This window comes from Streptomyces sp. WM4235 (genome assembly GCF_001279725.1).
Lineage (GTDB): Bacteria > Actinomycetota > Actinomycetes > Streptomycetales > Streptomycetaceae > Streptomyces.
In genome coordinates this window covers 1-24558 of the sequence record NZ_LGDE01000455.1, presented here as the reverse complement: position 1 = coordinate 24558, position 24558 = coordinate 1, and the positions used below count along the sequence as shown (strand labels likewise).

Below are 24558 nucleotides of genomic sequence, written 5' to 3'. Positions count from 1 at the left end.
CGGCCCCCCGGCTGAAGCCGCTCGGCTCCCTGATCAGCAACGGCCACCAGCAGCCCCCCGTTTGGCTTCGCCCCCCCGCAGTGACCACCAACTGACCAGGACCAGCCCGATGACCACCACAGCCCCCGTCAAACCCCTCCCCCCCGCCCAGAAACGGATCGCCGAGCACTTGGTCCAGGGCCTGTCCAACAACGAGATCGCCACCAAGGAACATCTGTCTCTCGACACGGTGAGCTCTCACATCCGCGGCATGCGCCAGAGCCTTCATTGCCCGCCCCGCGCCTCCCGCCCGGTCCTCGTGCACACCCTTCTTCTGCACAGGCAGGTGACCACGCCGCAGTTCCCACCGCAGCGCCCGACCTTCCAGCCGAGCGAGGTCGAGCAGCTGTTGCTGAAGGCCATCGCCGAGCACTCCGCACCGGCCGACATCGCCCGCGCCGCCAAGATCGCCCCCAGCGACGTCAAGGCCCGTACGCAGGACCTCGTGCGCGCGGCAGGGGTCATCGACTCCACGCGGCTCATGAGCCTGGGCCATGCCCTGGGCTTCCTCGGTGTCTTCGACTGCTGACGGGCCTGACGGATTCTGTCCGGGAGGATCGGCGGGCATGTCGGCACGGCTTCGGGTGCCATGCCGGGCCCATGGGGCGAAGGCTTCGGTGAGACGCGTGGTGTGGCCGTCGTCCTGTCCATCAGTCCGACGGTGACGCCGAACGGATGGCTCGTGGCCCCGGCTCCGCGTGTCCGGCACCCGTCGCTCGGAGGTGGGTGCACCGCGGCCTGGATGGGCGGCACCGACTCGCCGTCGGGCCGCGCGGGGCACCTGGATCCGTCGATCGCAGTGGGGTGGTCCAGTTCGATGGCGGTGAAGGACTCCATACGTGTTCGGGGCCTCGGATGCCGCGGGGGGTGGTCGGTTCCGGTTACTCGTACCGATACTTCAGCGAGTCCGCCTCCGCCTGCTCGATGTCGGCGATCGTCAACTCCGGCATCCGCAGTTGGGCCAGTGTCACCTCGGCAGAGGCCGGTTGGGCGTCCGCCGGCAGCCACTCCTGCGGCTTCCAGGCCGCGCTGCGCAGCAGCGACTTGGGGCAGTGCGGGTAGACCTCCTCGATCCCCACCACCAGCGCGCTGGCCGGTGGCTTGCCCACGGCGGTCAGCTGCGACAGCAGCTCTGGGCGGGTGGAGACGCAGGCCCGGCCGTTCACCCTGAGCGTCGTGGTGCGCCCGGGGATGACGAACAGCAGCCCGGCCCGTCCGGTGGCGATGACGTTGTGCAGGGTGTCCAGACGCTTGTTGCCTGTCGCGTCGGGTATCGCCACCGTCCGTGCGTCCAGGACCGCGACGAACCCTGCGGGGCCGCCGCGCGGGGAGACATCGCAGTTGCCCTCGGCGTCCGCGCTGGCGATCAGAACCAGCGATGAGCAGCCGATCAACCGCCTTGTCTGCTCGGTGAGTTCCGTCATCTGCTTGCGCACGGCCGCGCCGCTGGGGGGATCGTAGACCCGGCGCAACGCCTCCCGGTCGGTCACTGCGTCGAGTCGGAGCGCGTCAAAGGCACTGCTGGTATGAGGCGTTGTCATACTTCCGACCCTAACGGGCCGACCTGCGGCCGAGGACGTCGAGGGCTGCGGCCCGGACTCCGCCGACCTGCGCGAGGGCCGCCAATGCCGCGCAGGTCGGGCAGCGGGTTGTGGACGGTGGCACACTGCCCCGGCTGTCAGGGGGCGCCGCCCGGGCCGACCGGCGTCCCCTGGCGGCAGGATCGTGGAGGGCCACCGGCCCACCATCGAGTACGGCGGGAAGCAGGTGCGGCACCTCGTTCTCCGCCTCGGCGCGGGTGTATCCGGCCAGAATGCGAAGGGTCGGGCTGTCGAGTCCGGCAACGAGTGCCGCGCAGGCAACCTCGACGACATCGTGCGCGCGAGCCTCGCCCATGCTCCAGAGAGCGGCAAGATCCTGCAGGTCATCGGCTGCCGCTTCTGTTGGCGACACCCCCACATGATCCCCTGCACGCGATGGCCCCGTCGAACACATTTCGACCCGGCGTCGATCTGACAGACGGTCCCTTCCACAGACCGCCGCCCACGCCCCTCACTCGGACCGGTTGCCCCGTGCCGGGAGGGCCGCCTCCAGCCGGGCGATGTCCTCGGCGTCCTTGGTCCGTCGAGGCCTGGAAGGATCCCAGATCGGCATCATCCGCTTGATCTCGATCTGGGCCCGCGGACTGACGATCGGACATCGCAGCCCGCCAATCCGGCCCGGCTCGGCATCGAGCATTCCTTCGGGCCAGGGCGCACCGGCCCATGGGCCCCCGGCGACCACCACACGACCGGCCATGTCCCGGCCCAGGAGGGTAAGACTGATGTCCAGCCCGTCCTTGGCGAAATCGAGCTGCAGGTCAGGTGGCGGTCCTGGGACCGGTTGACAGCCGTGCGCCAGTAGCCCTTCCGCCAGGGCCCCGACATCGGCTGTCCAGGCGAACCAGTCGATGTCCTCATGGTCTCGCGTGACCTCGCCGAGGAAGAAGTCCATGGCCCATCCGCCGCGAAGCCACACTTCGATGCGAAGGGCCGCGGCCACCTGCACGATCTCGGCGATCAGGCGAAGTTGTCGATCGGCACGTCCCATGTCCACAGCCGGGCAGGTTACGCGGAGACTACGCACCTCAGCCCGTCATTTGTCTCGGCAGAGCGGGCAAACGACGCGGCAGGACGGGCAAACGATGCCTGATGCGGCACAAACACCGCGGATGGGTGTCTGCCCTCACCACGGATGGGTGTCTGCCCTGTCGTCGCGGCGTACCCGCACCAGCCCCGGCCGGATCGGCCCCACTAGAGTGTGCGCATTCACCAGGGGGAGAAGATCGATGCAGGTTAAACATGTCAGAACGCTGGCCTACGCGGCCGTGTGGGGGGCGCTCGCGGTCGCTGCGGTCACTTACGGCGCGGACGCGTTGGCGGGCTTGAGCCCCGACGCCGAGCCCGCTCCAAAGGCATACGCGAACGCCTCCGAACTGCCGGAGGCACTGTCGGCGGACGGCACGACGATCATGGTGGGGGACCCGAACGCCAAGATGGTCGTCCGGCTCTACGAGGACCCGCGTTGCCCGGTTGTCGCGGACTTCGAGTCGAGTGGCGCCAAGGCGATCCGCACGCACACCATCCAGAGGCAGACGCGGACGGAGTACGTATTCGCTTCGTTCAAGGACGACCGCCTCGGTGGTGACGGCTCCCAGCGCGCGGTCAACGCCCTGCGGGCGGCTCTCGACGCGCAGAAGTTCACCGAGTACCACGCCGTGCTGATGGCAGACCAGGAAGAGGCGGAGGCGTCCGACGGCTACACCACGCAGCGCCTGCTGAGCCTTGCGGACGAGGTGCCGGGTCTGCGGAGCGAGGCCTTCGACACCGCGGTGTCGACGATGAAGTACAGCGATTTCGTGACCGCTTCGCTGACGGCGTACCGGCAGACCGGGGAGGATCCGATCGGACCGGGCACACCCTCCGTCGCCATCAACACCACGATGCTCACCGGTGAACTCTACGATGACCTCTTCGACGAGGAAGTCCTGACGGGTGTGCTGACCGCGGTCGAAAGGGCCCCCGAGGCCTTGCGGAATCGCAGGGTCTAGGGGACGCGGCCCCGCCGACCGTCAGGTCGGCGGGGAGGGTCCGGGTGAGTCCCACCCTGACGCGAAGGCCTCCAACGGGCCTTCTTCTCTCCGCGTTCGCGGCCTGGGTGACCCGGTGTCGCGGGTCTACGAAGGTGCCCGGAGCCGGGCGGGGCAGAGCGGGGCCCGCGTGTGCTGCTTGCCCTGGCTGGACGTCCTGTCGCGGCCGGTGCTGCCGGCCCGCGCCGGCCACGTCCCCGTCCGCTCGGTGCGAAGGCTGACGGCCCCCGGGCAACGGGCCCGAGGTCGCCGTCCGACAGTGGATCTCCGGCTCGGGCCGCGCTGCGGTATTCGCTCCGGATGCGGGCCCGCCGGGAGTGGTGCGCTGTATGCGGATCAGCGGGCGATCGAGATCGCGAAGGGCGCGAAGCCGCTGGTTCGGATCACGTGCGGTACGAACAGTATCGCGGCCTCCGTGGCGCGGGCGGTCTGGATGCCGCCGAGGTCGGTGATCCACTCCTCGCGCCAGCCGAGGTCGCCGAGCAGTCCACGGACCACCTCTTTGGCCTGCGGGTCCTCACCGGAGAGGAAGACGTCGGGCGCCCGCGTGAGCATGGCCGGCGCGGTCATCACCGGGAAGAGCATGGTGTTCAGCGTCTTGACCACACGCGTTTCGGGAAGCGCCACCTGAAGTTGCTCGGCCAGACTTGAGCCGGGATAGATCAAGCCGGCGGGCAGTCCGTCCGGTCCGTCGACGGTCGCGTTGGAGACGTCGACGAGAATCCTGTCCCGCAGTTCCTCGCGCAGGGCCGCGAGCCGCTCCAGTGAACCCGCGCCCGGAGTGGCGTTGATGACGATCCGAGCCGCCCGGACAGCGGCGGCGGCGGCGCCCGCCGCGCGGCCCGCCACGCTCACCTCGTGCCCGGCCCGAGTGAGGGCCGTGGCCAGGTTGCCGCCGACACGGCCGTTTCCGAGTACTGCGATCGTGGTCATGATGTTCTGGTCCTCACCTGGGTACGGAGCATCGAACGTGGAATGTGGTGCGTGGTGCGTGGAGGGTGGTGCGCGGTACGTGGTGCGCGGTCAGCGTGAAAGCGTGGCGGCGGCCTGGGCGTGGACGCCGGGAGCGGCCGCCAGGAAGCTGTCGCTCCGCGGGGTCCAGGGCCGGCCCTCGGCGTCGGAGATCCGCCCGCCCGCCTCGGTGACGAGCAGGGCCCCGGGCAACAGATCCGCGCGGGCCCCGGCGAACTGCCAGAACGCGTCGATCCGGCCGGCGGCCACATTCACCAGATGCAGGGTCGCGGGCACGGAGGTACGAACGACGAGCGCGTCGAAGAGCATCGCCGTGATCGAGGAACCGACGCGCCGCACGACCTCCTCGTCCTCCTCCGGCCGGGCCTGGCTGGTGGCCACGACACTCAGGCCGAGATCCGCGGCCGGCGACACACGCAGCGGACGGCCATCGAGGTGGGCACCCGCACCCAACAGCGCCGTATAGGTCTCCCCCGTCAACGGCAAGTGCACCACCGTGAGCACCGGCTGATTCTCACGCACCAGGGTGGCGGTCACCGCCCAGTCCGGCAAGGCGTGCAAGTGATTGACATTGCCCTCGGCCGGATCCACCACCCACCACTCACCCGACGGCAACGCCCCACCGTCCAACTCGTCCTCCACCCAACCGGCAGCGGGGCGCAGCTCCGTCAGACGCGGACGCAGAATGTCGAGAGCCGCATCGTCATTGGCGGCGAGCGCGCGCATCAGCTCCTCGCGGGTCTGGTGTACGACCACCTCGCCGAAGCGTTCACGCAACACCGAACCGGCCTCCCGCACGGCAATCACGGTCTGCTCGAGCAGATGGGCGTCGGAAACGGCGACCTCGGTGGCCTGAAGCGATTCGGACATGGTGGTACTCCCGTTGTGAGAAGGGGTGTTGAGGCTGGTCGGGCGTTCCGTCCTGCGCTCTTGTCTCGAAGGTATAGAGCCCCTTGATTAACTTCAAATGCATGTAAAGCACGGCTAGGATTACTCTCATGCAATTGGACTTGAATCTGCTCGCCGCACTCGACGCGCTGTTGGAAGAGGGAAGCGTGGCCGGGGCGGCCGCGCGCCTGCATGTCACCGCCCCGGCGATGAGCCGGAGTCTGGGCCGAATCCGGCGCACGACCGGGGATCAGATCCTCGTGCGCACCGGGCGCACGATGACCCCGACTCCGTATGCCATCGCCGTCCGGCAACAGGTGCACGAGCTGCTGCACCAGGTCCAGGGGGTGCTCGCACCGAGCCGTGAACTCGATCTGGCAACGTTGGAGCACGCCTTCACACTCCGTTGGCACGATTCCCTGGTCGCCATGAGCGGCCCCGCACTCCTCGCGGCCGTACGCGGAGAGGCACCGGGCGTGCGCTTGCGCTTCGTGGCCGAATCGAGCATCGAAACACCCGAGTTGCGGCGCGGGGAGGTCGACTTGGAGGCCAACGCCAACCGCCCGAGCGCACCGGACATCCGCGCCGAGAAGGTGGGCGAGACCCGCCTCGTCGTCGTCGTGAGGCAGGGGCACCCCCTCACCCGCGTCAGGACCGTCACCGTGCAGCAGTACGCCGCCGCCGAGCACCTCACCGTCTCGCGTCGTGGAAACCTCGGCAATGCCCTCGACGACGCCCTCGCTCGGCTCAACCTCACCCGCCGCGTGGTGGCGACCGCGCCGACGGAGGCGGCGGCGTTGGAGTTCGCGCGCGGCTCCGATCTCCTGGTCAGCGTCCCCGAGGCCACCACGCGTTCCGCGGTCGCCGATCTCGGCTTGGCTGTGCTCCCGCTCCCGCTCGAACTTCCCTCGGCACCGATATATCTGTCATGGCATCAGCGCTACGACACCGACCACGCCCACGCCTGGCTGCGCGGGTTGGCGCGGGCCGCGCTGGCCGACCGCGGAACCTCATAGAAGTCGTCCGGCCGCCTCACCGGCACATCCACGCGGTCGCCGTGACGCCTCACGGTCGACCGCTGTGCGGATCCGCATCGGGCCGTCGGACCCCGTGTCCGACAGCCGACTCGGTACGGTGCGGAAGCGTCACACCGAGTGGTCGTGTGACGCCGGTGGTGGCCGCAGTACGGTCCGCGCGGGCGATCACTCCGCGAAGCGCCTCTTGCGCGCGTGGGTTCGCGCCTTCACCCGGTTGCCGCAGACCGCCATGGAGCACCACCGGGCGGTCCCGGGTCGGCTGTGATCGACGAGAAACAAGTTGCACTCCTCGTTCGCGCAGGCCCGCAGCCGTCCCGGCAGTTCCGTGGTGACGCGCGACCACGCGAGTACGACACGGACCACAACCTCCTCATCAGGCGCTGTCTCCAGTTGCCAGGACACGCCCGCGGGCGAGACGGCAGGACGAAGTCGCGCCCCGTCGAGCGCGGAGGCAAGGCTGCCGACATCGGCGGACGTCCCCCGAATCAGCAGGTGCAGCGTGTCACGTACACGGCGCAGGCGGTCGCGTTCCTCTTTCGCGCCGCTCCCCCCGAGCGCTCGCAGCCAGTCCGCCGCTCCCGGCTCGTTCAGGGCGTCCGTGGGCAGCCCGTCGACCACCGGCGCGCTGTTGAGAACGGTGAGGAGCAGTTCCTCATCCTCGACCACGACTCACTCTCCTTGACACGCCATGCCCTTCTGAGCATGATCAGCATAGCCTAACCGTTTAACTCACTTTAAGGGGTTACTGTGGTTGCTGTTCATCACCGGACCATGGACGTGGACGGCTTGACCGTCTTCTACCGGGAGGCAGGCCCCTCGGACGCCCCCGTCCTCCTGCTACTGCACGGCTATCCGACGAGTTCCCACATGTTCCGACACCTGATCCCGGCGCTGGCCGGCCACTACCGGGTGATCGCCCCGGACCACATCGGCTTCGGCCGCTCATCGGCGCCCGACGTGACGGACTTCCCCTACACCTTCGACGCCCTCGCCGAAGTGACCCGCGGCTTCCTGACCGGCCTCGGCGTACACCGCTACGCGATCTACGTACAGGACTACGGCGCACCCATCGGCTGGCGACTCGCACTGGCGGCCCCGGAAGCGGTCCTCGCCGTCATCTCGCAGAACGGCAACGCCTACGAGGAAGGGTTCGTGCCGGCCTTCTGGGAACCCATCTGGGCCTACGGTGCGCACCGCAGCCCGGAGAACGAAGCACGGCTGCGGCCCGCCCTGGGCCGGGAAGCCGTCGAGTGGCAGTACACCCACGGCGTACTCGACCCCAGCCTGATCGATCCCGACGCCTGGGAGCACGACCTGACCCTGCTCGCCCGACCGGGCGTCGACCGCGCCCAACTCGCCCTGTTCGGCGACTACTCCAGCAACCGTGCCCTCTACCCGGCGGTGCACGACTGGCTGCGGTCGAGCCGTGTCCCCGTTCTCGCGATCTGGGGCCGCAACGACGAGATCTTCGCACCGGCCGGCGCGGAGGCGTTTCGCCGCGACGCTCCAAGCGCGGAGATCCACCTGCTCGATGGGGGTCACTTCCTCCTGGAGAGCCACCTCGACGCTGTCGCCGCGGCCATCATCCGATTCCGCCCGCGCGTGCTCGGCACACCAGCCGGCTGATGACGCAACAGGTCCACGGCTCGTCCTCAGGCAACCGTGAGCACGATCTTTCCTTGGATGTGTCCTCGGGCGGCGCGCTCGTGCGCCGCCCGGGCATCCGCGAGGGCGAACGTGCTGTCGATCGCGACGTGGACCGTGCCCGCGTCGAGCAGACGGCCCAGTTCGGCGAGTTGCGCGGCGTTCGAGCGGACCTGGGCACTGGAGACGGTGACACCCAGTTTCGCGGTCTGCTCTCGGTCGAAGTCCCCGGGGAGCACGGGGAACTGGGCGCCGCCGCGCTTGAGGGTGCGCAGGAAGCGTTTGCTGTCCGGGCCGCCGACCGTGTCGAGAACGAGATCGATGTCGTGCACGAGTTCCTCGGGACGACTCTTGGTGTAGTCGATGAACCGGTCGGCGCCGAGCTTGTTCAGGAACGATTCGTGCGCGCCCGATGCCACCGCGATGACACGTGCGCCCCTCCACTTCGCCAGCTGGAGGGCGAAGTGGCCCACGCCGCCCGCGGCACCGTTGACGAGTACCGTCGTATCGGCATCGATCACCGTCGATCGATGCCGTGATTCCTGGAAGGGCGAGGGATGATCATGTCCGAGCTCGATCAGGAACTGCCACGCGGTGAGCCCGGCCATGGGCGCCCCGGCCGCGTGTACGTGGTCGACGCCGGCGGGCTTGCGTGCGAGGTCCGACGCGGGCGCCGCCACGTACTCGGCGTACGTGCTGCCGTCGAAGCCGGGAAAGCGCAGCAGGCCGAAGACTTCATCGCCTACGGCGAGGTCGTCCACGTCCGCGGCGATGGCCTCGATGACGCCCGACACGTCCGTCCCCGGAATCACCGGCAGGGTGACCGTCGATTCCGCCTTCCCGGGCATCCTGGTCAGTCCGTTGCGCAGGTACCAGTCAGGTGGATTGACGCCGGCCGCGTGAACGCGGACGAGCACCTCGCCCGGCCCCGGCCTGGGAATCGGTACCTCGTCGTATCGCAGAACCTCCGGGCCACCGTGCTCGTGGATCCGGATGGCCCTCATCGTTCGGGTCGACATCGTCTTCTCCTGCCGTGCTACGGGATACGCTTATTCGGATCAGTGGTCCACATAAGTGGACCACTGATCCGAATATATGGACCACTGATCCGGATAGTCAAGAGGGGCAGATGCGCGCCGACGCCAGGAAGAACCGCGACCACCTGCTCGCAGTAGCGGGCACCGCCATCACCGAGCACGGCGTCGACATGTCGCTGCGCGACATCGCACGCAGGGCCGACGTCGGACTGGCGACGCTGCTGCGGCACTTCCCGACGCGTGAGGCACTGCTCGATGCCCTGCTCCGCACGAGCTTCGACAAACTGACGGCAGAGGCGGGCGAGCTTGAGACGTCGAGCTCGCCTGAAGACGCTCTCGTTGCGTGGCTGCGCGACTGCGTCGCGTGGACAACCGAGTTTCGGGGCGTCACCGATCTGATGGCAGCCGCCATCGAGGACCCCGAATCCGCACTCCACGCTTCGTGCGTCACCCTGCGGGCAGCCGGTGCGCGACTCCTCACCCGCGCCCAGGCCGCAGGCACGGCGCGGAGCGACGTCGATGGCGCCGACTTGTTCGCGCTGGTGGCCATGCTCGCCTGGCTCGGCGATCAACCCTCACTCGCGCCACGCTCCGACCGACTCTTCGAGGTTGTCGCGAGCGCGATTCTGACGAGCGCGGACAGCGACCGAACGCCACACTCAGGGCGATGACCGACGGCGATGACCGACGCGGCCGCACGCGGACCGGCGGCCGCGGCCGCACGCGCGTCATGGGCGGGTTCGGCACCGTGAGGGGGCGGGCACTTGGCGGGTCGGCTGCCGAGCCGTTCGCCGGAGGCGGGAGGGCGTGCCGCTCCACCGGGTTCAGGACTCGACGGACAAGCCGCGCGGAGCCGCGAGACACTGTCGGCCTGTGGAGGCGGGCCATCGCGGTCGGCTCGCCGACGAGCCGACGGGAAGCGGTATGGCGGAGGAGCCCGATCAACTCGCAGCGCTGTCGCGAAGGCTGCGCGCCCTCGTGGCCGGCACGTTCGGAGACCGCTATCAGGTCAGAGTGGTGGCCGACAGGGCAGGCATAAGCCGCAATACCCTCTCCGCCGCCCTCAATGCCCGGCTGGGAGCCGACCGGAAGGATCGCAAGGTCCCGGCCTTGCGCACGCTGGAGCGCATCGCGGACGTCACCGGCGCCGACGTCGGGCCGCTTGAGGAGTTGCGCGAGGCGGCCCTGCGGCAGGTGGACGGCGTCGCACCGGTATCGCCCGGCTCGCCGGTCTGGTCCGAGTTCGCCACGCCACCGGCCGGCCTGGCGGACGATCTGCTGGTCGCCGATTTCGCGTACGGGATCGTCGAACCCCTGGCCCGCGGGTTCGTCGGCCGAAATCGGTACATCGACGCCGTCGAGGCCGCGATCGAGGACACCGCCCTGCCGTCCGGCTACATCCTGATCACCGGTGAACCCGGCATCGGCAAGACGTCGTTGATGGCGGAGCTGGTGCGCCGCCGCAAGTGGCTGCACCACTTCAACGTCGCCGCCTCCGGTGCGTCCACGACCGAGGCGTTCCTACGCAATGTCTGCGCTCAGCTGATCGTCCGGTATCACCTGGACCACACGTCGCTGCCTCCGCGCGCCGGTCGGGACGGCCTCTTCCTGCTGGGCCTGCTGGGCACGGCGGCCGCGCGCCAGGACACCCCGCTCGTCATCGTGGTGGACGCCATCGACGAGGCGGCGGACGACGGGAGACCGGGGATCAACCGGCTGGCGCTGCCCCGCCAACTGCCCGACAACGTCTACGTCGTCGTCACCTCGCGGGGTCGCAACGCCTATGAACTCGACGCGGACCGGATCCGACACATGGAGATCGGGGACGACGACGAAGCCAACCAGGCGGACCTGCTGCTCTACGTGGAGACGTTCATCGAGGACAATGCGGAACGCCTGGCGGACGTCCTGGCGTCCGCCGGGCAGAAGAGCCACGACTTCGCGAAGCGGTTCCTGGAGCGCAGCGAAGGCAACTTCCTGTACGCGGTCCGCGTCCTGCCGGAGATCGCCGGCGGTGAATTGCTCTGGCGGGGAGACATCGACGACCTGCCGCTCGGGCTGCGCGAGTACTACCGGCGGCACTGGGTGACGATGCGCGCGGCGGACCCGGAGCTTTTCGACGAGGTGCACCAACCGGTGATTCTGGGGTTCGCCATCCTGCACCAGACAACGGCCGAGATCATCGCCCAGACCTTGAGCCTGCCCCTCCATCCGGTCCGCACGGCGGTGGCGACATGGCAGGAGTTCCTCAACCGGGGCCGGCCCAGAGCCGACGGACACCCCGTGTATCGCATCTACCACAAGTCGTTCCTCGACTTCCTCTCCACCACGGCGGGGATCGACGCGGTGGAGAAGCGGCTGCTCGACTTCGTCGACGACGCCGTCGAATGGGACGACGAGTGAGCAACCAGTTCGACCGGCTCCACACCGAACAACTGTTGAGTGCCCTCGAACTGCGTTCCGGCAAGCGTGTCGACCACAGCGCGCTCGTACGGATGCTCCGGCAGACCACCGACGACGGGACCGGCCCGCGAATGTCTCTGCTGGAGCGGCTGGAGCGGGACGAGCGCGCCTCGGCACTACCGGTGGCACTGCGCACCGCCCTGGCCGCGTCCCGCCCGGACCAGGAGCGGGCCGCGGTGGGGGCCAGGGCACGGTACGCGTTGGTCCTGGCCTCGCTGCCCGGCGCTCTCATCGACTTCCCTCCGGGGCTGCTGCCTCGGCTGCTCGAGCGCGGCGTGTGGAACTCCGAGCGGGCCCGCCTGGCGGTGGCCCAGATCATCGAACCGCGGGTGCGCGTCCTGCGACTGGCCGAGTTGGTGAGGAGCCTCCCGCGCGATCACGCGCTCGCCGAGGACCTGCACGAGGCCGCCGCGCTGTGCGCGTCGGATGGCCCGTCGGGACTTCGGGCCGTCTCCGTCGCTCTGCCGCTCCTGAGCACCCAGGCGCGGGAAGAGCTGGTCGAGCGCATGCTGCCCCGCCCGGAACCGGGGGCGGACCGCGAGCGGCTCGCCCATCTGCTCAGGTACGCCGCCGGTCTGGCACCGGCTCACGTCCGAGAGGCGCAGACGCTGATCGGCCGGACAGCGGCGTTCAGCGAGGATGAACGGCTCACGGCCTGGGCCCTGCTGTATCCGGTGCTGGCGCCCGAGCGCCGCGCCGCGGTGCTTCCGCGGCTGCTCCGGGCAGCCGTACCGGACGCCTCTCCGGTGCTCGCCGCCGCCCTTCTGGTACTCGTCGATCACACCGCCGGCCCTGCCAGGGAACGGCTGTGCGCATTCGCCGCGACCCGTCACCGCGTGCCGCGCGTCGGCGGCGCGTCGGTCTTCGAACGCACGGTGGCTTTGTGGTCGCACCGGATCGCCGTCGGCCGGTTCGTACCGGCCACGCTCGCCGGTCTTGTACTCGGGTTCAGCCTGGACTTCCTGGGAGGGCGCCGGAACGAGCGGGCCTTTCTCCCTCTCTCTGTCACTGCCTCGGCCAGTGCCGTGGTGCCGGGGCGGCAGGTGCGAGTGGCGGCGGTCGCCTGCGCCATGGCCGCACCGGACCGCTTCCGGGACGCGTTCCCCTACGACCGGTTTCCCGATATGGCCCGCACCGACTGGCAGGACGTCCTGCCCCTCGTGCTCGGCGGACTGCCGAAGTCCTTCAGGGCGTTCGCTCGGCATGTGGTGTCCTGGGTGGCCGCTCGGCTGATGCGGCGCGAGGGGGCGCTCGACATGGAGGTGCGCGGCATCGGCCTGCTTCTGCGGGCCACGGTGGCGCGCGGAGTCCGGGACGAGAAGGAGGCGCTGGACGTGCTCGCCCGTCTCGAAGCCACGCAGGGCGCTCACTTGTTGGAACACGACATCAGGCTGCGCGCCCTGTCCGACATAGCCGGGGGCCTGCCGAACGGGGCCCTGGCACGTGCCGCCCGGCTCTTGGAGGCGCGTGGCGACAGCGACGCGACCTCCATGGCCGTCGCCCATCTCCTCCCCCGCGTGGAGGTCGAGGAACGCCCCGCATACACCGCTCTGGTGCTGGACCGGGTCGTGGCCATGAGCGCGGCCGACCCGGAGGCCACGTGCCGTGTAGTGACGGTCCTCGCGGAGCATCTCGACCCGAGCCAGGCGGCGACGGCATGGGAGGCCGTTCGTTCGTTCGCCCATGCCACGTGGGTGAGAGACCCCGAGCCCGGCGGCCCGGAGCCGCTGCCGCCGCTCATGGCAACAGCGTGCGCGGCACTGATCCCGCGCCTGCCGGCCGGTCTCCTCCCACAGGCTCGACGGTTCCTCGGCCTCTGCCGCATGGGTGTGCCCAAGGTCCAGGGCACGGCGGAACTGGCCCGCCGCGCGCCCGGACCGCGGTCCACCGTGTCGGTGCTGAGGATGGCTGCGACCAGCTTGGTCGAGGCTCCCGATCCGGTGGAGACGGCACGGTGCCTGGCCGTCCTGATACCCGTACTGCCGCCACGGACCTGCCGGTGGGCGGTCCGGCACGCCCTGCGCCTCTTGAGGAAAGCGGCTGATGGCACGTACGAGGACGGGCGACACATCCCGGGAATCCTGGCCGAGCTGGTGCGCGTCGCCCCCGACGCCGTCCGCGAGGCGAATGCGGTGGCCGGCACGTTGCGCGCGAGCGGCCTGCGGGCCGAGGCGACCGTGGCCCTCCTGCCTCACCTCGGGGCCGAGGAAAGGCAGGAGTCGCTCGACATGATCGTCCACACCGTGCTCGGCCGCCCGGGCCTCACCGACTACGGCCACCTGGTGTCGACGGCACGGCTGCTGCCGTGGGTCCAGGAGCCGCCGGACGAGTTCGTACGGCGGCTCCTGGACGGGATCGACGGGCAGTGGAACGCCGCCACGCGCGCGGCAGCGTTCGCGGCGCTGGCGGAGTCGGCGCCGCTCGCACTGCGCCCGGATCTCGTCTCTCGGGGCCTGATCGAGGCAGCGGCCGTGACCGATCCCCGTGACCGCGCCACGTGCCTTGTGCGGTTGGCCGGTGCCGCGTCGGGGTTGTCGGGATATGCGGCGGAGGCAGAGTGGACAGCTCTCATGACCGCCGGCTCCCGCCGGTCCCGCCGTGAACTCCTCGAAGACCTGGGGAACCTGGCGCCACTGATCGCCACGGTCGGTGGCGCCGCTGCGGCGACGGAGGTGTGCCGGGCGCTGGCGGACGTGAGCAGGCTGTGGCCGTGATGCGGACCCACGGTCAGCCGGACTGGTACAGGGCGATCAGCAGTGTGCCGAGCGTGAGAGTGCCGCCGAAGGCGGCGCCGCCGTGCAGCACCGCGACCGGCCATCGGTTGCCGGCCAGCCACGACAGGACCGTGGTCGCCACGGCGACCACGAGGGCGAGAAACGCGGCGATCACGATGCCGAGCGTGATCGCCGCACGCGGCGTCTGAACCATGACGGGGGCTCCATCTCCTTGGGGAGACAGCAGCATCGCCCCGCGAAGACGTCATTCCGCCCAGAGTGGGCACCGCTGGGCGGACTGGGCACAAACTTTCACCGTGCCGCGGCCGCACCTCGCGCTGCCACGTCAGACAGGACCGGGTGGGTTCTGCCGGCGCCATCGTTCACCGTGCCGCGGCCGCACCTCGCGCTGTCACCCCACCCTCGGGCCGATGGTCTCAAGGCCTCGGCTCCGCGACCGGCGCCGGCGGCCGCTCCTCCCGCCCTCCGACGACCGACCCCGCGACCTGCTCAACGGAGATCGCGCGGAGCACTCCTATACCGGCCCGCACACGACCCGACGACGCCCGATGGCGAAACGGTCTCGCCCTGACGGCAGCCGCCGACCCGATCTGGTGTCCGCGACGGGGCGGGCGGGAATACTCCTGAAGGCCGACCTGATCCGCCGAGGACTGCGTGCCACCACCCGGCCACTCACGGTGGCCACTGAGCGGCACGGATGCCGTGCCCGCTGTGCCCCCTGTGCACAGAGTCGCCGCGTGTGCTCCGGCCTCCGCGAGCAACGCGCGGTGGGGCCAACGGCGCGGGCCAGGCGGTCGGGCACGAAACCGAAGGGCGACTTCGGCGAGGCAGGACAGGCCGGCCACGAAGTCCGCCCGACGGGCAAGGAGAAGGACCATGGCAGCGAAACGGACCGTCTACCACGTCTCACCGTCCAGCGAGCGCGCGGCGGCTGCGGGCGTGAAGTGGCAGGTCGAAGGCAGAGAGGGACGTCGGCTCCTGCACGAGCCACACCGTACGCAGAAGGACGCGGTCGACGCCGCACGCCGCCACGCCAAGGAGCACCAGCCCGCCCAGGTCGTCGTCCACGCCCGCGACGGACACATCCGCTCCGCATACACCTACGGAGATGCCCCCGCGGCACCCCCCGACGAGCGTGGCCGCAAGGCGGGGGAACCCGGAGGCATCTTCCAGAGCAAGTGAGGAGACACCCGGTCGGGGCCCTGGAGCGCCCCGACCACTCGCTGCGGCGGCAGACCTGCCCGGGGCCGGCGGGGGGTGCGAGACTGACGGGATGGATATCCGTCGCAGGAACAACGTCACCGTCACGGGCCGCGCGGACGGGCCGGTGCTCCTGCTGGCGCACGGGTTCGGCTGCGACCAGAACATGTGGCGCCTGATCGTCCCCGCGCTGGCCGAGGACTTCCGGGTCGTGCTCTTCGACTACGTGGGGTCAGGCCGCTCGACGCCCGCGGCATGGAGCGAGCAGCGCTACAGCTCGCTGGAGGGCTACGCCTTGGACGTGTTGGAGGTCTGTGAGGAACTGGACCTGCGGGACGCGATCTTCGTGGGGCATTCGGTCAGTGCCATGGTCGGGGTGCTGGCCGCGGCGAAGGCGCCGGGGCGGTTCTCCCGTCTGGTGATGGTCGCCCCCTCGCCCCGCTACATCGACGAGGACGGATACCGGGGCGGGTTCGACGCCGACGACATCGACGAGCTGCTGGAGTCCCTGGAGTCCAACTATCTGGGCTGGTCGGCGGCGATGGCGCCGGTGATCATGGGCAACGCCGACCGCCCGGAACTCGGCCAGGAGCTGACGACGTCGTTCTGCGCGACCGATCCTGACATGGCGCGAGTCTTCGCCCGCACGACATTTCTCTCCGACAGCCGTGAGGACCTGAAGACGGTCACGGTGCCGACTCTGGTCCTGGAATGCGAGCAGGACGTGATCGCCCCCCGCGAGGTCGGCGCGTACGTCCACGCGGCGATCCCCGACAGCCGCCTGGTCACGCTGAAGGCGACAGGACACTGTCCGCAACTGAGCGCGCCGGAAGCCACCGCCGAGGCGATCATCGAGTTCGTCGGGGTTCGCCGATGATGTGCCGCGTCGACGAGGACCGGGAGCCCGACGGAGAGCCGAACGTCGCCGCGACGGACGCGGTGTTCACCTCCCTGTTGGAGGACAGTGCGGAGGAACTGTACGAGCAGGCGCCGTGCGGGTACCTGTCGACCCTGATGGACGGCACCATCGCGAAGATCAATGCCACGCTGCTGGGTTGGCTGGGCCTGGAGCGCTCCGCCGTGGTGGGGCGGATGCGGTTCACCGATCTCCTCACGGTGGGCGGCAAGCTGTACCACGAGACGCACTTCGCCCCGATGTTGCGGATGAAGGGCGAGATCAACGGCATCGCCCTGGACATCAAGGCTGCCGGCAAGCAGCGGATGCCGGTGCTGGTCACCTCGAAGGTGAAGACCAGTACCGGCGGGGAGCCCCTGCTGATCCGCACCACCGTCTTCGACGCCCGTGATCGCCGCGCCTACGAGGTGGAGTTGCTGCGCGGCCGCCAGGCAGCCGAGGAGGCGCGCCGCGAGGCGGAGGAGGCACGCCGGCAGGCGGAGGCCGACCGCGAACGCCTCCAGGAGGCCCTCGCCGTCCTCCAGCAGAACCTGTTGCCCACCGCCCTCCCCACCATTCCGGGACTGGAAGCCGCGTCCTACTACCACACCGCCTCCCCCGACCTGCTCGGCGGAGACTTCTACGACCTGTTCCCCATCGACGCCGGCCGGTGGGCGTTCTTCCTCGGCGACGTGTGCGGCAAGGGCCCCCAAGCCGCCGCGGTCACCTCCCTGACCCGCTACACCCTGCGCGCGGCAGCCATGCACGATCCCGAACCGGTCAACGTGCTGACCACTTTGAACACCGTGCTCCACGAGCGGTACAGCAATGGCGACCCCCGCTACTGCACCGCCATCTTCGGGATCCTGCACGCCGGCCGTGACCGCGTCGATGTGCGCCTGGCCTCAGGCGGACACCCCTCCGCGCTGATCCAGCGCGCCGACGGAACCGCCGACTACCTCCACACCCCCGGCGGCATGCTCATCGGCGTCCTGCCCCGCGTCCGGTTCACGCCGGCCCACACCGAACTGCGGCCCGGCGACACCCTGCTCCTCTACACCGACGGCCTCACCGAGGCCCGCATCGGACCCGATCGCGCCCTGTACGGCGAGGACGCCCTGCGCGCCTTCACAACGGCCCAGCCCGCAGCCGGCCCGCAGGCTCTGATCACCGCCCTGACCGGACTCCTCGCCGGCTTCGGGGACGGACTCGACGACGACACCGCGCTGCTCGCCCTCGGCGTACCCGCCCCGCTCACCACCCCCCTGCGGGCACGGGCGACGTAGGGCCGGCAGGTCCACTCGGTGTCGCGCCAGGGAGTACGGTCGCGGCCCATCCAACTTCAGTAAGGGTGCGGGCAGTGCCGCCGGCGGCGCCGGGTGTACGAGGGCGTGGTCTTCGAGCCTTCTGCTGTCGATTGCTTCGCCTGCCGCGGCGGGGTGTCTTTCCGGTGCTCTCCGCACGCCACTGCATCCTTTGGACTACCGCGTTTTCGGCCCTGCGGAGGACGATCTCGCGGCACCGCCGCGAGAGGGTGGATCCGTGCGAACAACCATCGGATACACCGTCGAAAGCATCGGCTACGTCGTGGGAGCCCAGGGGCTTGTCAGCTTCGCCTCGCAGACCTTCTTCGGCACGGAGTGGGGCTGGATGCACAAGGTCGTCGACCTTCCGCCCGCCGCATACCTCGGCATCGTCGCCCTGGGGCTGGCGCTCATCGTCGGCGGGGTGAAGACGCGGAAGACGCCCCGGCGCCAGACGGCCGCCTGACCGGCGATCCTTTCAGCCCGCGACGCCCATTCGAGGCCGGACGTGAGGCGGGAGATCACGCTCGGATCGGCGTGCCCAGGTGGCAGAGCGCTGCGTGGAATGAGCGTGGTCCCGGTCCGGGGAGAGCGCGGTCGGGGACTTGGAGCCTGCGGGCACCGGCCTTCGTCGCGCGGCGGTGGGCGAGGCACGGGCAGCAGCCGGGGCACCTGGTGGACGGCTCTTGCCGTCAGTGGCGCGGGGCCCACGGGTCGTCATCAGGATCGGGCCGGCCGGGGTGGAGCATCTTTCGGACGCAGCGCCGCAGTCCCGTCTCGCCGGATCCGCCGATGACGGCCATCCATGGCAGGTCGTTCATGGCGTGGGCGCGTTCGTCCGTGGCGAGGTGGTCGACGGCGGCGCGCAGGTCGTCGGGGGCGGGTTCGTCGGTGAGGCAGAGCCAGCCGATCGCGGCGGCCAACCGGACCTCGGGCGCTTGTGTACGGTCCCGCCACCGCTCTCGCATCCACGCGGTGGTCGGCGCGTGGGGGTGGGCGCGGGTGGCTTCGGCGGTGGCGAGGACCAGGGCGGCGCTGACGATCGGGTCCTGCTCGGCGACGAGCCGGGTGCGGAAGGCGGAGCGGACCGATCGGTCGGGGTCTGTGGCCGTGGCCAGTGTGTAGGCGGCGTCGATACGCATCGACGGGTCGGGGTCGCCGAGAAGGGGCTGCAGGAGAGCGGTGTCGGCGGTGATCGCGGCCCGGGCGGCGGCGACCGACCAGCCGGCAGGGTAGCCGGTCACCTCGACGCCGTAATCGTCGTACAGATCACCGTCCTGGGTGTCGGCGCGGTGAAGCAGCAGTTCTTCGCGGGAGGCAACGCCGAAGTAGCGGGCGCGGGCCGGGCAGGAGACCTCGGCGAGCGCGTCGGCACGATGGGGGTGGCCGGTGTCGGCGGCGATCCTGATCAGGAACGGTACGGCGAGAACGGCGGCGGCCCGCGTGTCGTTGGCGCACATGCCGTCCACAACGCCCGTTCCGGCGCGAAGGGAGCCCTCGGTGTGGAGCAGGTGAACGGCCTCCCTGACACGATTCCCCTGTGGGAAGCGCTCCCAGGGGACTTCGTCGAGCAGGAATCCGTCCTTGACCTCGGCCCGGATGGCGGTCATCACCGCCCGCACGTCGAACGGCCCGCCCGCGAAGGAGGACGGTTCCGCCCCGTCCACCAACGCCCGGCACATCGCGAACGTCGGATCGGTTCGCCACTCGCCCATGTCACACCACCCCCACTGCTGAGTCTGACCGGAAGCGATCATGCACCTTCGGGCTGCGCCCCGCCGACGTCGGCGGCCGGCGCCTCTGCCGCGAACGGTGGGTGAAGGAGCGGGTTGACGGCGTCGAAGGCCGCACGCACCATGTCGATGGCCCCGGCCGGGACGAGGGTGGCACGACGCTCGGCGAGGACGTGTTCTTCCAAGGCGGCGCGGGGGTCCCGTACCGGCTGGAGCAGTGGGTCCGGTGGTGGTGGCTGGGTGTTCACCGGCGCAGTCTTGTCGCCGGAGGGCTGCCGGCGCCATCGGATTTGCTCGGGGCGGTCACCGACCCGCATGCCGTGTGTCTCCGCCTGCCCCGTGCGTCCTTGGAGAACTCGCTCTTTCGGCAGCCGCGCCGAACTCGGTGGTGAGGATGCCGTCGAAGACGCCGAGGCCGCTCCAGTCGCCGTTGACCTGGCTCGCGAGCAGGTGCCCGCCGTCACGGGTTCCCACGGCGTAGGTCCACGAGCCGTACGTCGCGCCCGCGTTGCCCCAGACCGTGACCCCGGTCGGCAGTGTCTGGGCGAACACGCCCAGTCCGTATCGGGTACTCGGGATCCACGGGACGGGTCCTGTGGTGTCGACGGTGGTGAACATGTCCTGCTGCTGCTCGGCGGGCAGCAGCCGGCCTCTGAGGAGGGCGCCGAAGAAGCGCTGGAGGTCGCCGGTGGTCGAGATGATGCCGCCTGCCGCCCAAGCGAAGGACTGGTTCATCTCGGTCACGTCATGGACCTCGGGCTGGGCGTCGGAGGAGAAGAGCGTGGAGTAGTGCCGCGGGTGCGGCCCTCGGATCGTCGGTTCCGCGCCGGGCAGGTAGGTCCCGGTCAGCTTCAAGGGCTGGACGATCCACTGGGTGAGCGCCTGCGCGAACGTCCCGCCTGTGGCCTTCTCGACGATCAGGGCGGCCAGGAAGTAGTTGGTGTTGGAGTAGAGGAAGGCGTCTCCCGGGGCGAAGGCCGGCGGGGTGGCCAGGCCGATCCTGATCAGCCGCTCGGGGGCGTAGGTGTCGTAGCGGTGCTGGAACCAGGCCGCGCCGATGCCCCTTTTGAAGAACTCCGGGTCGTTGCCGTAGTTGAGGATGCCGCTGGTGTGGTTGAGCAACTGCCGGATGGTGATCGCACGGCCGTCATGGCCGTTGCCCGCCACCAGCCCGGGCAGCCACCGCTCCATCGTGTCGTCAAGGCCCAGCTTGCCTTCGGCCGCCAGTCGCAGGACCAGCGCGGCGGTGAACGCCTTCGTCGTGCTCCCGATCCGGAACCGCTCGGAAGGCCGGCGTTCGCGCCCGGTCCCGGTGTCGGAGACGCCCGCCGAACCGAACCACCTGCCGCGGTCGTCACGGACCTCTACGACCATGCCGGGAGCGCCGCCCCGGGTCACCGCGTGGTTCAGGGCGCACTGCATCGCGGAGCGGTCCGGGATCGTCGCGGGGGCTGTCGGTGCACTCTGCGCGGTCGTGGTCGTCTCGTTGGAGAAGGGCGTGGTCATGTCGGTTTCCTTTCAGGAGTTCGGATCGTCGGGGTGGGGCGGCGGCGTCAGCACGCCGGTCGGGAGGGCTCGAGGTCTTCGGCCGGTTCGACGGTGGAAGGCCCGGACGTGGTGCGCTCCGACATGGCGGGCTCCGACGTGGCGCGCTTGGCGGTGGCGCGCTTGGCGGTGGCGATGACCCTTGCGGTGGTCGCCACCGCGAGGACCAGCACCGCGGCAAGGGCGAGGAGGGTGGCGGAATCCGGGTGGATCAGGGACTGTCCGCGCCAGGCCTGCCAAGTCACCACCGCGACCAGGCCCGTGTAGCCGAGGGCGGCACTGCCGACCAGGCGGGCCCGCACCCTCTCGTCGCGCAGCCAGACGTGCTCGGCGGCGAGTGCGGCCAGTACCGCGGTGATCAGGAGGAGCACCTGGATGCCGTGCAGGGCGAAGAAGTGCGGTACCCGGAAGTCGCCGCCGGTCACACTCCAGTTCGTGAGGGGCATGCCGTGGCCGTCCGGGTCTCCGATGCCGTGGCCCTGGTACATCCGCACGGAGTGGCCGTTGGCGTCGGTCACCGTACGGGAGTGGATCTCGGTGACCATCCAGAAGACCGGCACGACCATGCCGAAGGTGGCGAGTGCGACACCGGAGCGGATGGCGCGGTTCAGCGCCGCTCCCCCGGTGCGCTGGATCGCGACGACGATGGCAAGGACCAACTGGGCGATGACGATGACCATCACGCCGAAGGTGAGGAGGGGGACCAGGGCCAGGGTGACCGGGTCGGTCTGATCCGCGTTGAAGTGGCTGAAGGTTCCGCGCGCCGCCTGGACGGTGATGGCACCCACTTCGACCGTGGCGGCGACCGCGAAGACGCTACCCAGCCACCGTCCCAGTCGTCTGCCCCTGGTCAGCTTGGTCAACAGCCAGGCCAGCGTGGCGGCGTACAGGCCGAAGGCGAAGGCGAACTTGAGCGGCTTCACCCACACCGACTCATCCAGCAGCATCCGTCCGTCGACGACAGTGCCGACGCCCGAGATGAGTACCAGGCCGAGCATGAGGGCGGCACAGACCACCAGCGCACGGTTCCAGGTACGAACGGGGGTGAGGAAGGTGGTCATGAGAGCTCCGATCAGGGCGACGAGCAACCCTCGTACGGGGCCTGCCCGGCTTGCACCGCTCGTTCGCGGATCACTGAAAGCTAAATTGCTTTCACTCTTTCGTGAATCAATAAGCCGGCAAGTTCGGAATTAATGCAGGTGGTTTAGCAAAACTCTTGCAATGACAGTGAAGGTGAAGGCAAATCCCTTTTCGGAACATTTGCAATGACCTGACCGCGAACGCAATACTGGCCGCACACTCGGACCTGACACGCTCGGACCTGACACGGAGGCGACGCCGATGCCCGGAGGCAGACTGACCCACGAAGAGCGACGGGAGATCGCGGAGGGACTCAGGGAAGGACTCACCTACACCGACATCGCCGGCCGCCTGGACAGGCCCATCTCCACCGTCACCCGAGAGGTGGCCCGCAACGGCGGCCCTGCCGCCTACCGGGCCGACGCGGCGCATCGCGCGACCGCGGGGCGGGCCCGTCGGCGCAACCAGGTCCCGGCCCCGCCCCCCTCACCGGCCGAGAGCGGCGCGCACGGACGCGACCCGGAGGCCGTCCTCGAACTGGAGGCACGGTTCACGGCGATGATGGTCGGCACGGGGCTGCCCCGGATGACCGCCCGCGTACTGACGTGCCTGTACGTCACCGATGGCGGCAGCCTGACCGCCACCGAGCTCGCTCAGCGCCTCCGGGTCAGCCCCGCCTCCGTCTCCAAGGCCGTGGGCGAACTCGAACAGCAGGAACTCATCAGGCGCGAACGCGACACCGGCCGCCGACGCGATGTGTACGTCATCGACGCCGACGCCTGGTTCCGCGGCTGGATGGCCGGCGCCCGGCAGAACACCACGCTCGCCGACTTCGCCCTTCGCGGCGCCGAGGTCCTCGGCGCCGCGACACCCGCCGGCACCCGGATGCGGGACCTCGGCCACTTCTTCGAGCATGTCGGCCGGAGCATGATCCAGGCGGCCGAGGAATGGCGGCAGGCCGATGCCGGCAGGCGCGGCACATCGGACTGAGGAGTTGACGGGCGCGGCCCCGGATCCTGCGTGGAGCGCATGCGTACTGACGGTTGGGCGCACTGCTGCGAGCGGGGATCCGTCTCTGCGCGGGAAACCAGGGCGGCCCGGCCGCCTGGATGCCAGGCATTCGGATATCCGCATCCCCACTGTGGAGGTGGGGGTGGAGGTGGGGGTGGCTATGCGCCGGGCTGGTCGGGGACGGTGGCGGCGCGCGGGTGGCAGTAGGCGCGCTCGGATTCGGTGAGGGGCGGTTCACCGAGGGCCGGGCCTGCCGGTCCCTTGATGACTCCCCACAGGGTGTCCGCGCGACCGTGGCCATGATGGAGGCCACGATGTGAGCCGTGAGATAGAGCAGGATCATCTCGCGGATGAGCGGCGTGCTCGCGTAGTGGACCTCGAAATCCACCAGGCGCTCGGCGGGGGCTTCGCCGGCGACGAAGAGGGGGACGATCCCCAGGATCACCAGTCCGTAGACGGCATGGCGTCGGCGCGCCCAGCGTCGGGCTTCGGCCGGCCGCAGCGGCACTCTGCTTGGCAACTGCCCATTCCTCATCGAACGTCACCGAAGCCCCTCCCCCGCGTGTACGAATCGGAAGGTTTGCCCTAACTACGCGCCGGCGAACGGCTGTTATGTGCGGCGGGTGCAGCTCGGCGGCTACGGTCCGCCGGCGGGGATTCGATCGCGCCCCCAATCGACGGCAGCCGCCTGCACGATGAGCAGGCCGCGCTCCGCCGCGCGATCTGATAGGGCTCCCATCGACTCCGATACGGCTCCCATCGACGACGACGAAACCGAAGGCGCGTAAGAGGCGAGTGTCGGTCGGCAGACGCATCACCGTTCGCGGGAGGGAAGACTTGATCCCGGCCTCGGCCCCGGCGAGGTGATCGCCTGATCCGCGCGTTCCCGGCGTTCACCGGAGCGGCCCGGCACCGACCGTCCGGGGCGGGAGACGCCCGGCAGCCCGTTGGCTCTGCGCTGAGCGACAACCATGCGTGCGCTGTACGCCAATGACCTGGTGTGGCGTTCGGCGGGAGAATTCGAGTGTCACCAAGTGCCTCAGGCCATACGAGGAGGGGTGCGGGCTCGGGGGTGGGGGTGAGGGCGGTCGACCCGTGTGAGCCCCCGAATGGTTCGTCGGGCGCACGGAGCACCCAACAGGAGCCGAGTTGTCCCGCAAACAGGACGCCCTCGCATGTCCGTGCCCTGGCGATCCGCTCGTTGGCGATTCCGGTCGGCCAGTCGGTACACAGCAGAAGGAGAAGCCTTGATCAAGAAACTCTCCGTCGTGGCAGCAGCTTTCACGATGGTCCTCGCCCCTCTTGCCGGTGTCTCATCGGCCGCGGGTCTGCCGTGCAGTGGCGGGG

General features: G+C 69.9%; 24 protein-coding genes. 12 read left to right on the top strand and 12 right to left on the bottom strand.

Translation table 11 applies throughout. The features are described from left to right. Positions 1-109 precede the first annotated feature (109 nt). Positions 110-568, top strand: a complete 459-nt coding sequence (locus ADK55_RS31910; protein ID WP_053683827.1) for a LuxR C-terminal-related transcriptional regulator — start codon at positions 110-112, stop codon at positions 566-568. Positions 569-920: 352 nt separating this feature from the next. Here ADK55_RS31910 and ADK55_RS31905 read toward each other — a convergent pair whose 3' ends face one another. The 3 genes from ADK55_RS31905 to ADK55_RS31895 form a co-directional block, all read right to left on the bottom strand. Next, the gene (locus ADK55_RS31905; protein WP_053683826.1) at positions 921-1580 is read right to left on the bottom strand and encodes an MSMEG_1061 family FMN-dependent PPOX-type flavoprotein; all 660 of its coding nucleotides are present in this window, start codon (positions 1578-1580) and stop codon (positions 921-923) included. 10 nt (positions 1581-1590) lie between these two features. After that, positions 1591-1935, bottom strand: a complete 345-nt coding sequence (locus ADK55_RS38935; RefSeq protein ID WP_159041625.1) for a hypothetical protein — start codon at positions 1933-1935, stop codon at positions 1591-1593. A 156-nt stretch (positions 1936-2091) separates the two neighbouring features. Continuing rightward, positions 2092-2628 carry a nucleotidyltransferase domain-containing protein gene (locus ADK55_RS31895; RefSeq protein WP_053683835.1) on the bottom strand — a complete coding sequence of 179 codons (537 nt, stop codon included), beginning with the start codon at positions 2626-2628 and terminating at the stop codon, positions 2092-2094. A 148-nt stretch (positions 2629-2776) separates the two neighbouring features. On the opposite strand from ADK55_RS31895, the gene ADK55_RS31890 reads away from it, so the two are divergent. After that, positions 2777-3628, top strand: a complete 852-nt coding sequence (locus tag ADK55_RS31890) for a DsbA family protein (RefSeq protein WP_234350339.1) — start codon at positions 2777-2779, stop codon at positions 3626-3628. Between the two features lie 375 nt (positions 3629-4003). On the opposite strand, the gene ADK55_RS31885 is transcribed toward ADK55_RS31890, so the two are convergent. Both ADK55_RS31885 and ADK55_RS31880 read right to left on the bottom strand, forming a co-directional pair. Then, the gene (locus ADK55_RS31885) at positions 4004-4600 is read right to left on the bottom strand and encodes an NADPH-dependent F420 reductase (protein ID WP_053683821.1); all 597 of its coding nucleotides are present in this window, start codon (positions 4598-4600) and stop codon (positions 4004-4006) included. A 90-nt stretch (positions 4601-4690) separates the two neighbouring features. After that, a complete protein-coding gene (locus ADK55_RS31880; RefSeq protein ID WP_053683819.1) occupies positions 4691-5509 on the bottom strand; it encodes an inositol monophosphatase family protein in 819 nt (272 codons plus the stop codon). Between the two features lie 128 nt (positions 5510-5637). On the opposite strand from ADK55_RS31880, the gene ADK55_RS31875 reads away from it, so the two are divergent. After that, a complete protein-coding gene (locus tag ADK55_RS31875; protein WP_053683817.1) occupies positions 5638-6543 on the top strand; it encodes a LysR family transcriptional regulator in 906 nt (301 codons plus the stop codon). A 186-nt stretch (positions 6544-6729) separates the two neighbouring features. On the opposite strand, the gene ADK55_RS31870 is transcribed toward ADK55_RS31875, so the two are convergent. After that, positions 6730-7230 (bottom strand): CGNR zinc finger domain-containing protein, encoded by a 501-nt coding sequence (locus ADK55_RS31870; RefSeq protein ID WP_053683815.1) that lies wholly within the window; start codon positions 7228-7230, stop codon positions 6730-6732. Positions 7231-7311: 81 nt separating this feature from the next. On the opposite strand from ADK55_RS31870, the gene ADK55_RS31865 reads away from it, so the two are divergent. After that, positions 7312-8190, top strand: coding sequence for an alpha/beta fold hydrolase (locus ADK55_RS31865; RefSeq protein WP_053683813.1), 879 nt, complete (start codon positions 7312-7314; stop codon positions 8188-8190). A 26-nt stretch (positions 8191-8216) separates the two neighbouring features. On the opposite strand, the gene ADK55_RS31860 is transcribed toward ADK55_RS31865, so the two are convergent. Beyond that, positions 8217-9227 carry an NADP-dependent oxidoreductase gene (locus ADK55_RS31860; protein ID WP_199826683.1) on the bottom strand — a complete coding sequence of 337 codons (1011 nt, stop codon included), beginning with the start codon at positions 9225-9227 and terminating at the stop codon, positions 8217-8219. A 110-nt stretch (positions 9228-9337) separates the two neighbouring features. Between ADK55_RS31860 and ADK55_RS31855 the strand changes: the two genes are divergently transcribed. The 3 genes from ADK55_RS31855 to ADK55_RS31845 all read left to right on the top strand — a co-directional run bounded on the left by ADK55_RS31855 (position 9338) and on the right by ADK55_RS31845 (position 14422). Further along, positions 9338-9916: a TetR/AcrR family transcriptional regulator gene (locus tag ADK55_RS31855; RefSeq protein ID WP_053683811.1), complete on the top strand. Its 579-nt coding sequence runs from the start codon at positions 9338-9340 to the stop codon at positions 9914-9916. A 253-nt stretch (positions 9917-10169) separates the two neighbouring features. Next, positions 10170-11648: an ATP-binding protein gene (locus ADK55_RS31850; RefSeq protein WP_053683809.1), complete on the top strand. Its 1479-nt coding sequence runs from the start codon at positions 10170-10172 to the stop codon at positions 11646-11648. Continuing rightward, positions 11645-14422 (top strand): hypothetical protein, encoded by a 2778-nt coding sequence (locus ADK55_RS31845; protein ID WP_053683808.1) that lies wholly within the window; start codon positions 11645-11647, stop codon positions 14420-14422. Before ADK55_RS31850 ends, ADK55_RS31845 begins: the two co-directional genes overlap by 4 nt. A gap of 13 nt (positions 14423-14435) precedes the next feature. Here ADK55_RS31845 and ADK55_RS31840 read toward each other — a convergent pair whose 3' ends face one another. Further along, positions 14436-14636: a hypothetical protein gene (locus tag ADK55_RS31840; protein WP_053683806.1), complete on the bottom strand. Its 201-nt coding sequence runs from the start codon at positions 14634-14636 to the stop codon at positions 14436-14438. 683 nt (positions 14637-15319) lie between these two features. Here ADK55_RS31840 and ADK55_RS31835 point away from each other — a divergent pair. From ADK55_RS31835 to ADK55_RS31820, 4 genes are all read left to right on the top strand, one after another. Next, a complete protein-coding gene (locus ADK55_RS31835) occupies positions 15320-15625 on the top strand; it encodes a DUF2188 domain-containing protein (RefSeq protein ID WP_053683804.1) in 306 nt (101 codons plus the stop codon). A gap of 91 nt (positions 15626-15716) precedes the next feature. After that, the gene (locus tag ADK55_RS31830; RefSeq protein ID WP_053683802.1) at positions 15717-16520 is read left to right on the top strand and encodes an alpha/beta fold hydrolase; all 804 of its coding nucleotides are present in this window, start codon (positions 15717-15719) and stop codon (positions 16518-16520) included. Beyond that, the gene (locus ADK55_RS31825; RefSeq protein WP_199826682.1) at positions 16517-17824 is read left to right on the top strand and encodes a PP2C family protein-serine/threonine phosphatase; all 1308 of its coding nucleotides are present in this window, start codon (positions 16517-16519) and stop codon (positions 17822-17824) included. The genes ADK55_RS31830 and ADK55_RS31825 overlap by 4 nt, the downstream gene beginning before the upstream one ends. 256 nt (positions 17825-18080) lie before the next feature. Further along, positions 18081-18308, top strand: coding sequence for a hypothetical protein (locus ADK55_RS31820; RefSeq protein WP_053683798.1), 228 nt, complete (start codon positions 18081-18083; stop codon positions 18306-18308). Positions 18309-18534: 226 nt separating this feature from the next. Here the strand turns inward: ADK55_RS31820 and ADK55_RS31815 are convergent, their stop codons facing one another. From ADK55_RS31815 to ADK55_RS31800, 4 genes are read right to left on the bottom strand one after another with little or no spacing between them, the layout of a single operon-like run. Continuing rightward, a complete protein-coding gene (locus tag ADK55_RS31815; protein ID WP_053683796.1) occupies positions 18535-19557 on the bottom strand; it encodes a hypothetical protein in 1023 nt (340 codons plus the stop codon). A 38-nt stretch (positions 19558-19595) separates the two neighbouring features. Beyond that, complete coding sequence (locus ADK55_RS31810) at positions 19596-19823, bottom strand: hypothetical protein (protein ID WP_234350337.1); 228 nt, start codon at positions 19821-19823, stop codon at positions 19596-19598. A gap of 55 nt (positions 19824-19878) precedes the next feature. Then, positions 19879-21081, bottom strand: a complete 1203-nt coding sequence (locus ADK55_RS31805; RefSeq protein ID WP_078999667.1) for a serine hydrolase domain-containing protein — start codon at positions 21079-21081, stop codon at positions 19879-19881. 47 nt (positions 21082-21128) lie between these two features. After that, on the bottom strand, positions 21129-22181 hold the full coding sequence (locus ADK55_RS31800; protein WP_199826681.1) for a hypothetical protein: 1053 nt from the start codon (positions 22179-22181) through the stop codon (positions 21129-21131). 280 nt (positions 22182-22461) lie between these two features. Here ADK55_RS31800 and ADK55_RS31795 point away from each other — a divergent pair, with 280 nt between their 5' ends. Continuing rightward, positions 22462-23190: a GbsR/MarR family transcriptional regulator gene (locus tag ADK55_RS31795; RefSeq protein WP_053683792.1), complete on the top strand. Its 729-nt coding sequence runs from the start codon at positions 22462-22464 to the stop codon at positions 23188-23190. Positions 23191-24558 lie beyond the last annotated feature (1368 nt).

What these genes read in the sequence shown, in the direction of transcription:
- ADK55_RS31800 (WP_199826681.1), bottom strand. Translation starts at nt 22,181, where the DNA reads ATGACCACCTTCCTCACCCCCGTTCGTACCTGGAACCGTGCGCTGGTG.
- ADK55_RS31795 (WP_053683792.1), top strand. Translation starts at nt 22,462, where the DNA reads ATGCCCGGAGGCAGACTGACCCACGAAGAGCGACGGGAGATCGCGGAG.
- ADK55_RS31910 (WP_053683827.1), top strand. Translation starts at nt 110, where the DNA reads ATGACCACCACAGCCCCCGTCAAACCCCTCCCCCCCGCCCAGAAACGG.
- ADK55_RS31840 (WP_053683806.1), bottom strand. Translation starts at nt 14,636, where the DNA reads ATGGTTCAGACGCCGCGTGCGGCGATCACGCTCGGCATCGTGATCGCC.
- ADK55_RS31825 (WP_199826682.1), top strand. Translation starts at nt 16,517, where the DNA reads ATGATGTGCCGCGTCGACGAGGACCGGGAGCCCGACGGAGAGCCGAAC.
- ADK55_RS31860 (WP_199826683.1), bottom strand. Translation starts at nt 9,227, where the DNA reads ATGTCGACCCGAACGATGAGGGCCATCCGGATCCACGAGCACGGTGGC.
- ADK55_RS31905 (WP_053683826.1), bottom strand. Translation starts at nt 1,580, where the DNA reads ATGACAACGCCTCATACCAGCAGTGCCTTTGACGCGCTCCGACTCGAC.
- ADK55_RS31880 (WP_053683819.1), bottom strand. Translation starts at nt 5,509, where the DNA reads ATGTCCGAATCGCTTCAGGCCACCGAGGTCGCCGTTTCCGACGCCCAT.
- ADK55_RS31895 (WP_053683835.1), bottom strand. Translation starts at nt 2,628, where the DNA reads ATGGGACGTGCCGATCGACAACTTCGCCTGATCGCCGAGATCGTGCAG.
- ADK55_RS31815 (WP_053683796.1), bottom strand. Translation starts at nt 19,557, where the DNA reads ATGGGCGAGTGGCGAACCGATCCGACGTTCGCGATGTGCCGGGCGTTG.
- ADK55_RS31830 (WP_053683802.1), top strand. Translation starts at nt 15,717, where the DNA reads ATGGATATCCGTCGCAGGAACAACGTCACCGTCACGGGCCGCGCGGAC.
- ADK55_RS31875 (WP_053683817.1), top strand. Translation starts at nt 5,638, where the DNA reads ATGCAATTGGACTTGAATCTGCTCGCCGCACTCGACGCGCTGTTGGAA.
- ADK55_RS38935 (WP_159041625.1), bottom strand. Translation starts at nt 1,935, where the DNA reads ATGGGCGAGGCTCGCGCGCACGATGTCGTCGAGGTTGCCTGCGCGGCA.
- ADK55_RS31855 (WP_053683811.1), top strand. Translation starts at nt 9,338, where the DNA reads ATGCGCGCCGACGCCAGGAAGAACCGCGACCACCTGCTCGCAGTAGCG.
- ADK55_RS31850 (WP_053683809.1), top strand. Translation starts at nt 10,170, where the DNA reads ATGGCGGAGGAGCCCGATCAACTCGCAGCGCTGTCGCGAAGGCTGCGC.
- ADK55_RS31805 (WP_078999667.1), bottom strand. Translation starts at nt 21,081, where the DNA reads ATGACCACGCCCTTCTCCAACGAGACGACCACGACCGCGCAGAGTGCA.
- ADK55_RS31885 (WP_053683821.1), bottom strand. Translation starts at nt 4,600, where the DNA reads ATGACCACGATCGCAGTACTCGGAAACGGCCGTGTCGGCGGCAACCTG.
- ADK55_RS31835 (WP_053683804.1), top strand. Translation starts at nt 15,320, where the DNA reads ATGGCAGCGAAACGGACCGTCTACCACGTCTCACCGTCCAGCGAGCGC.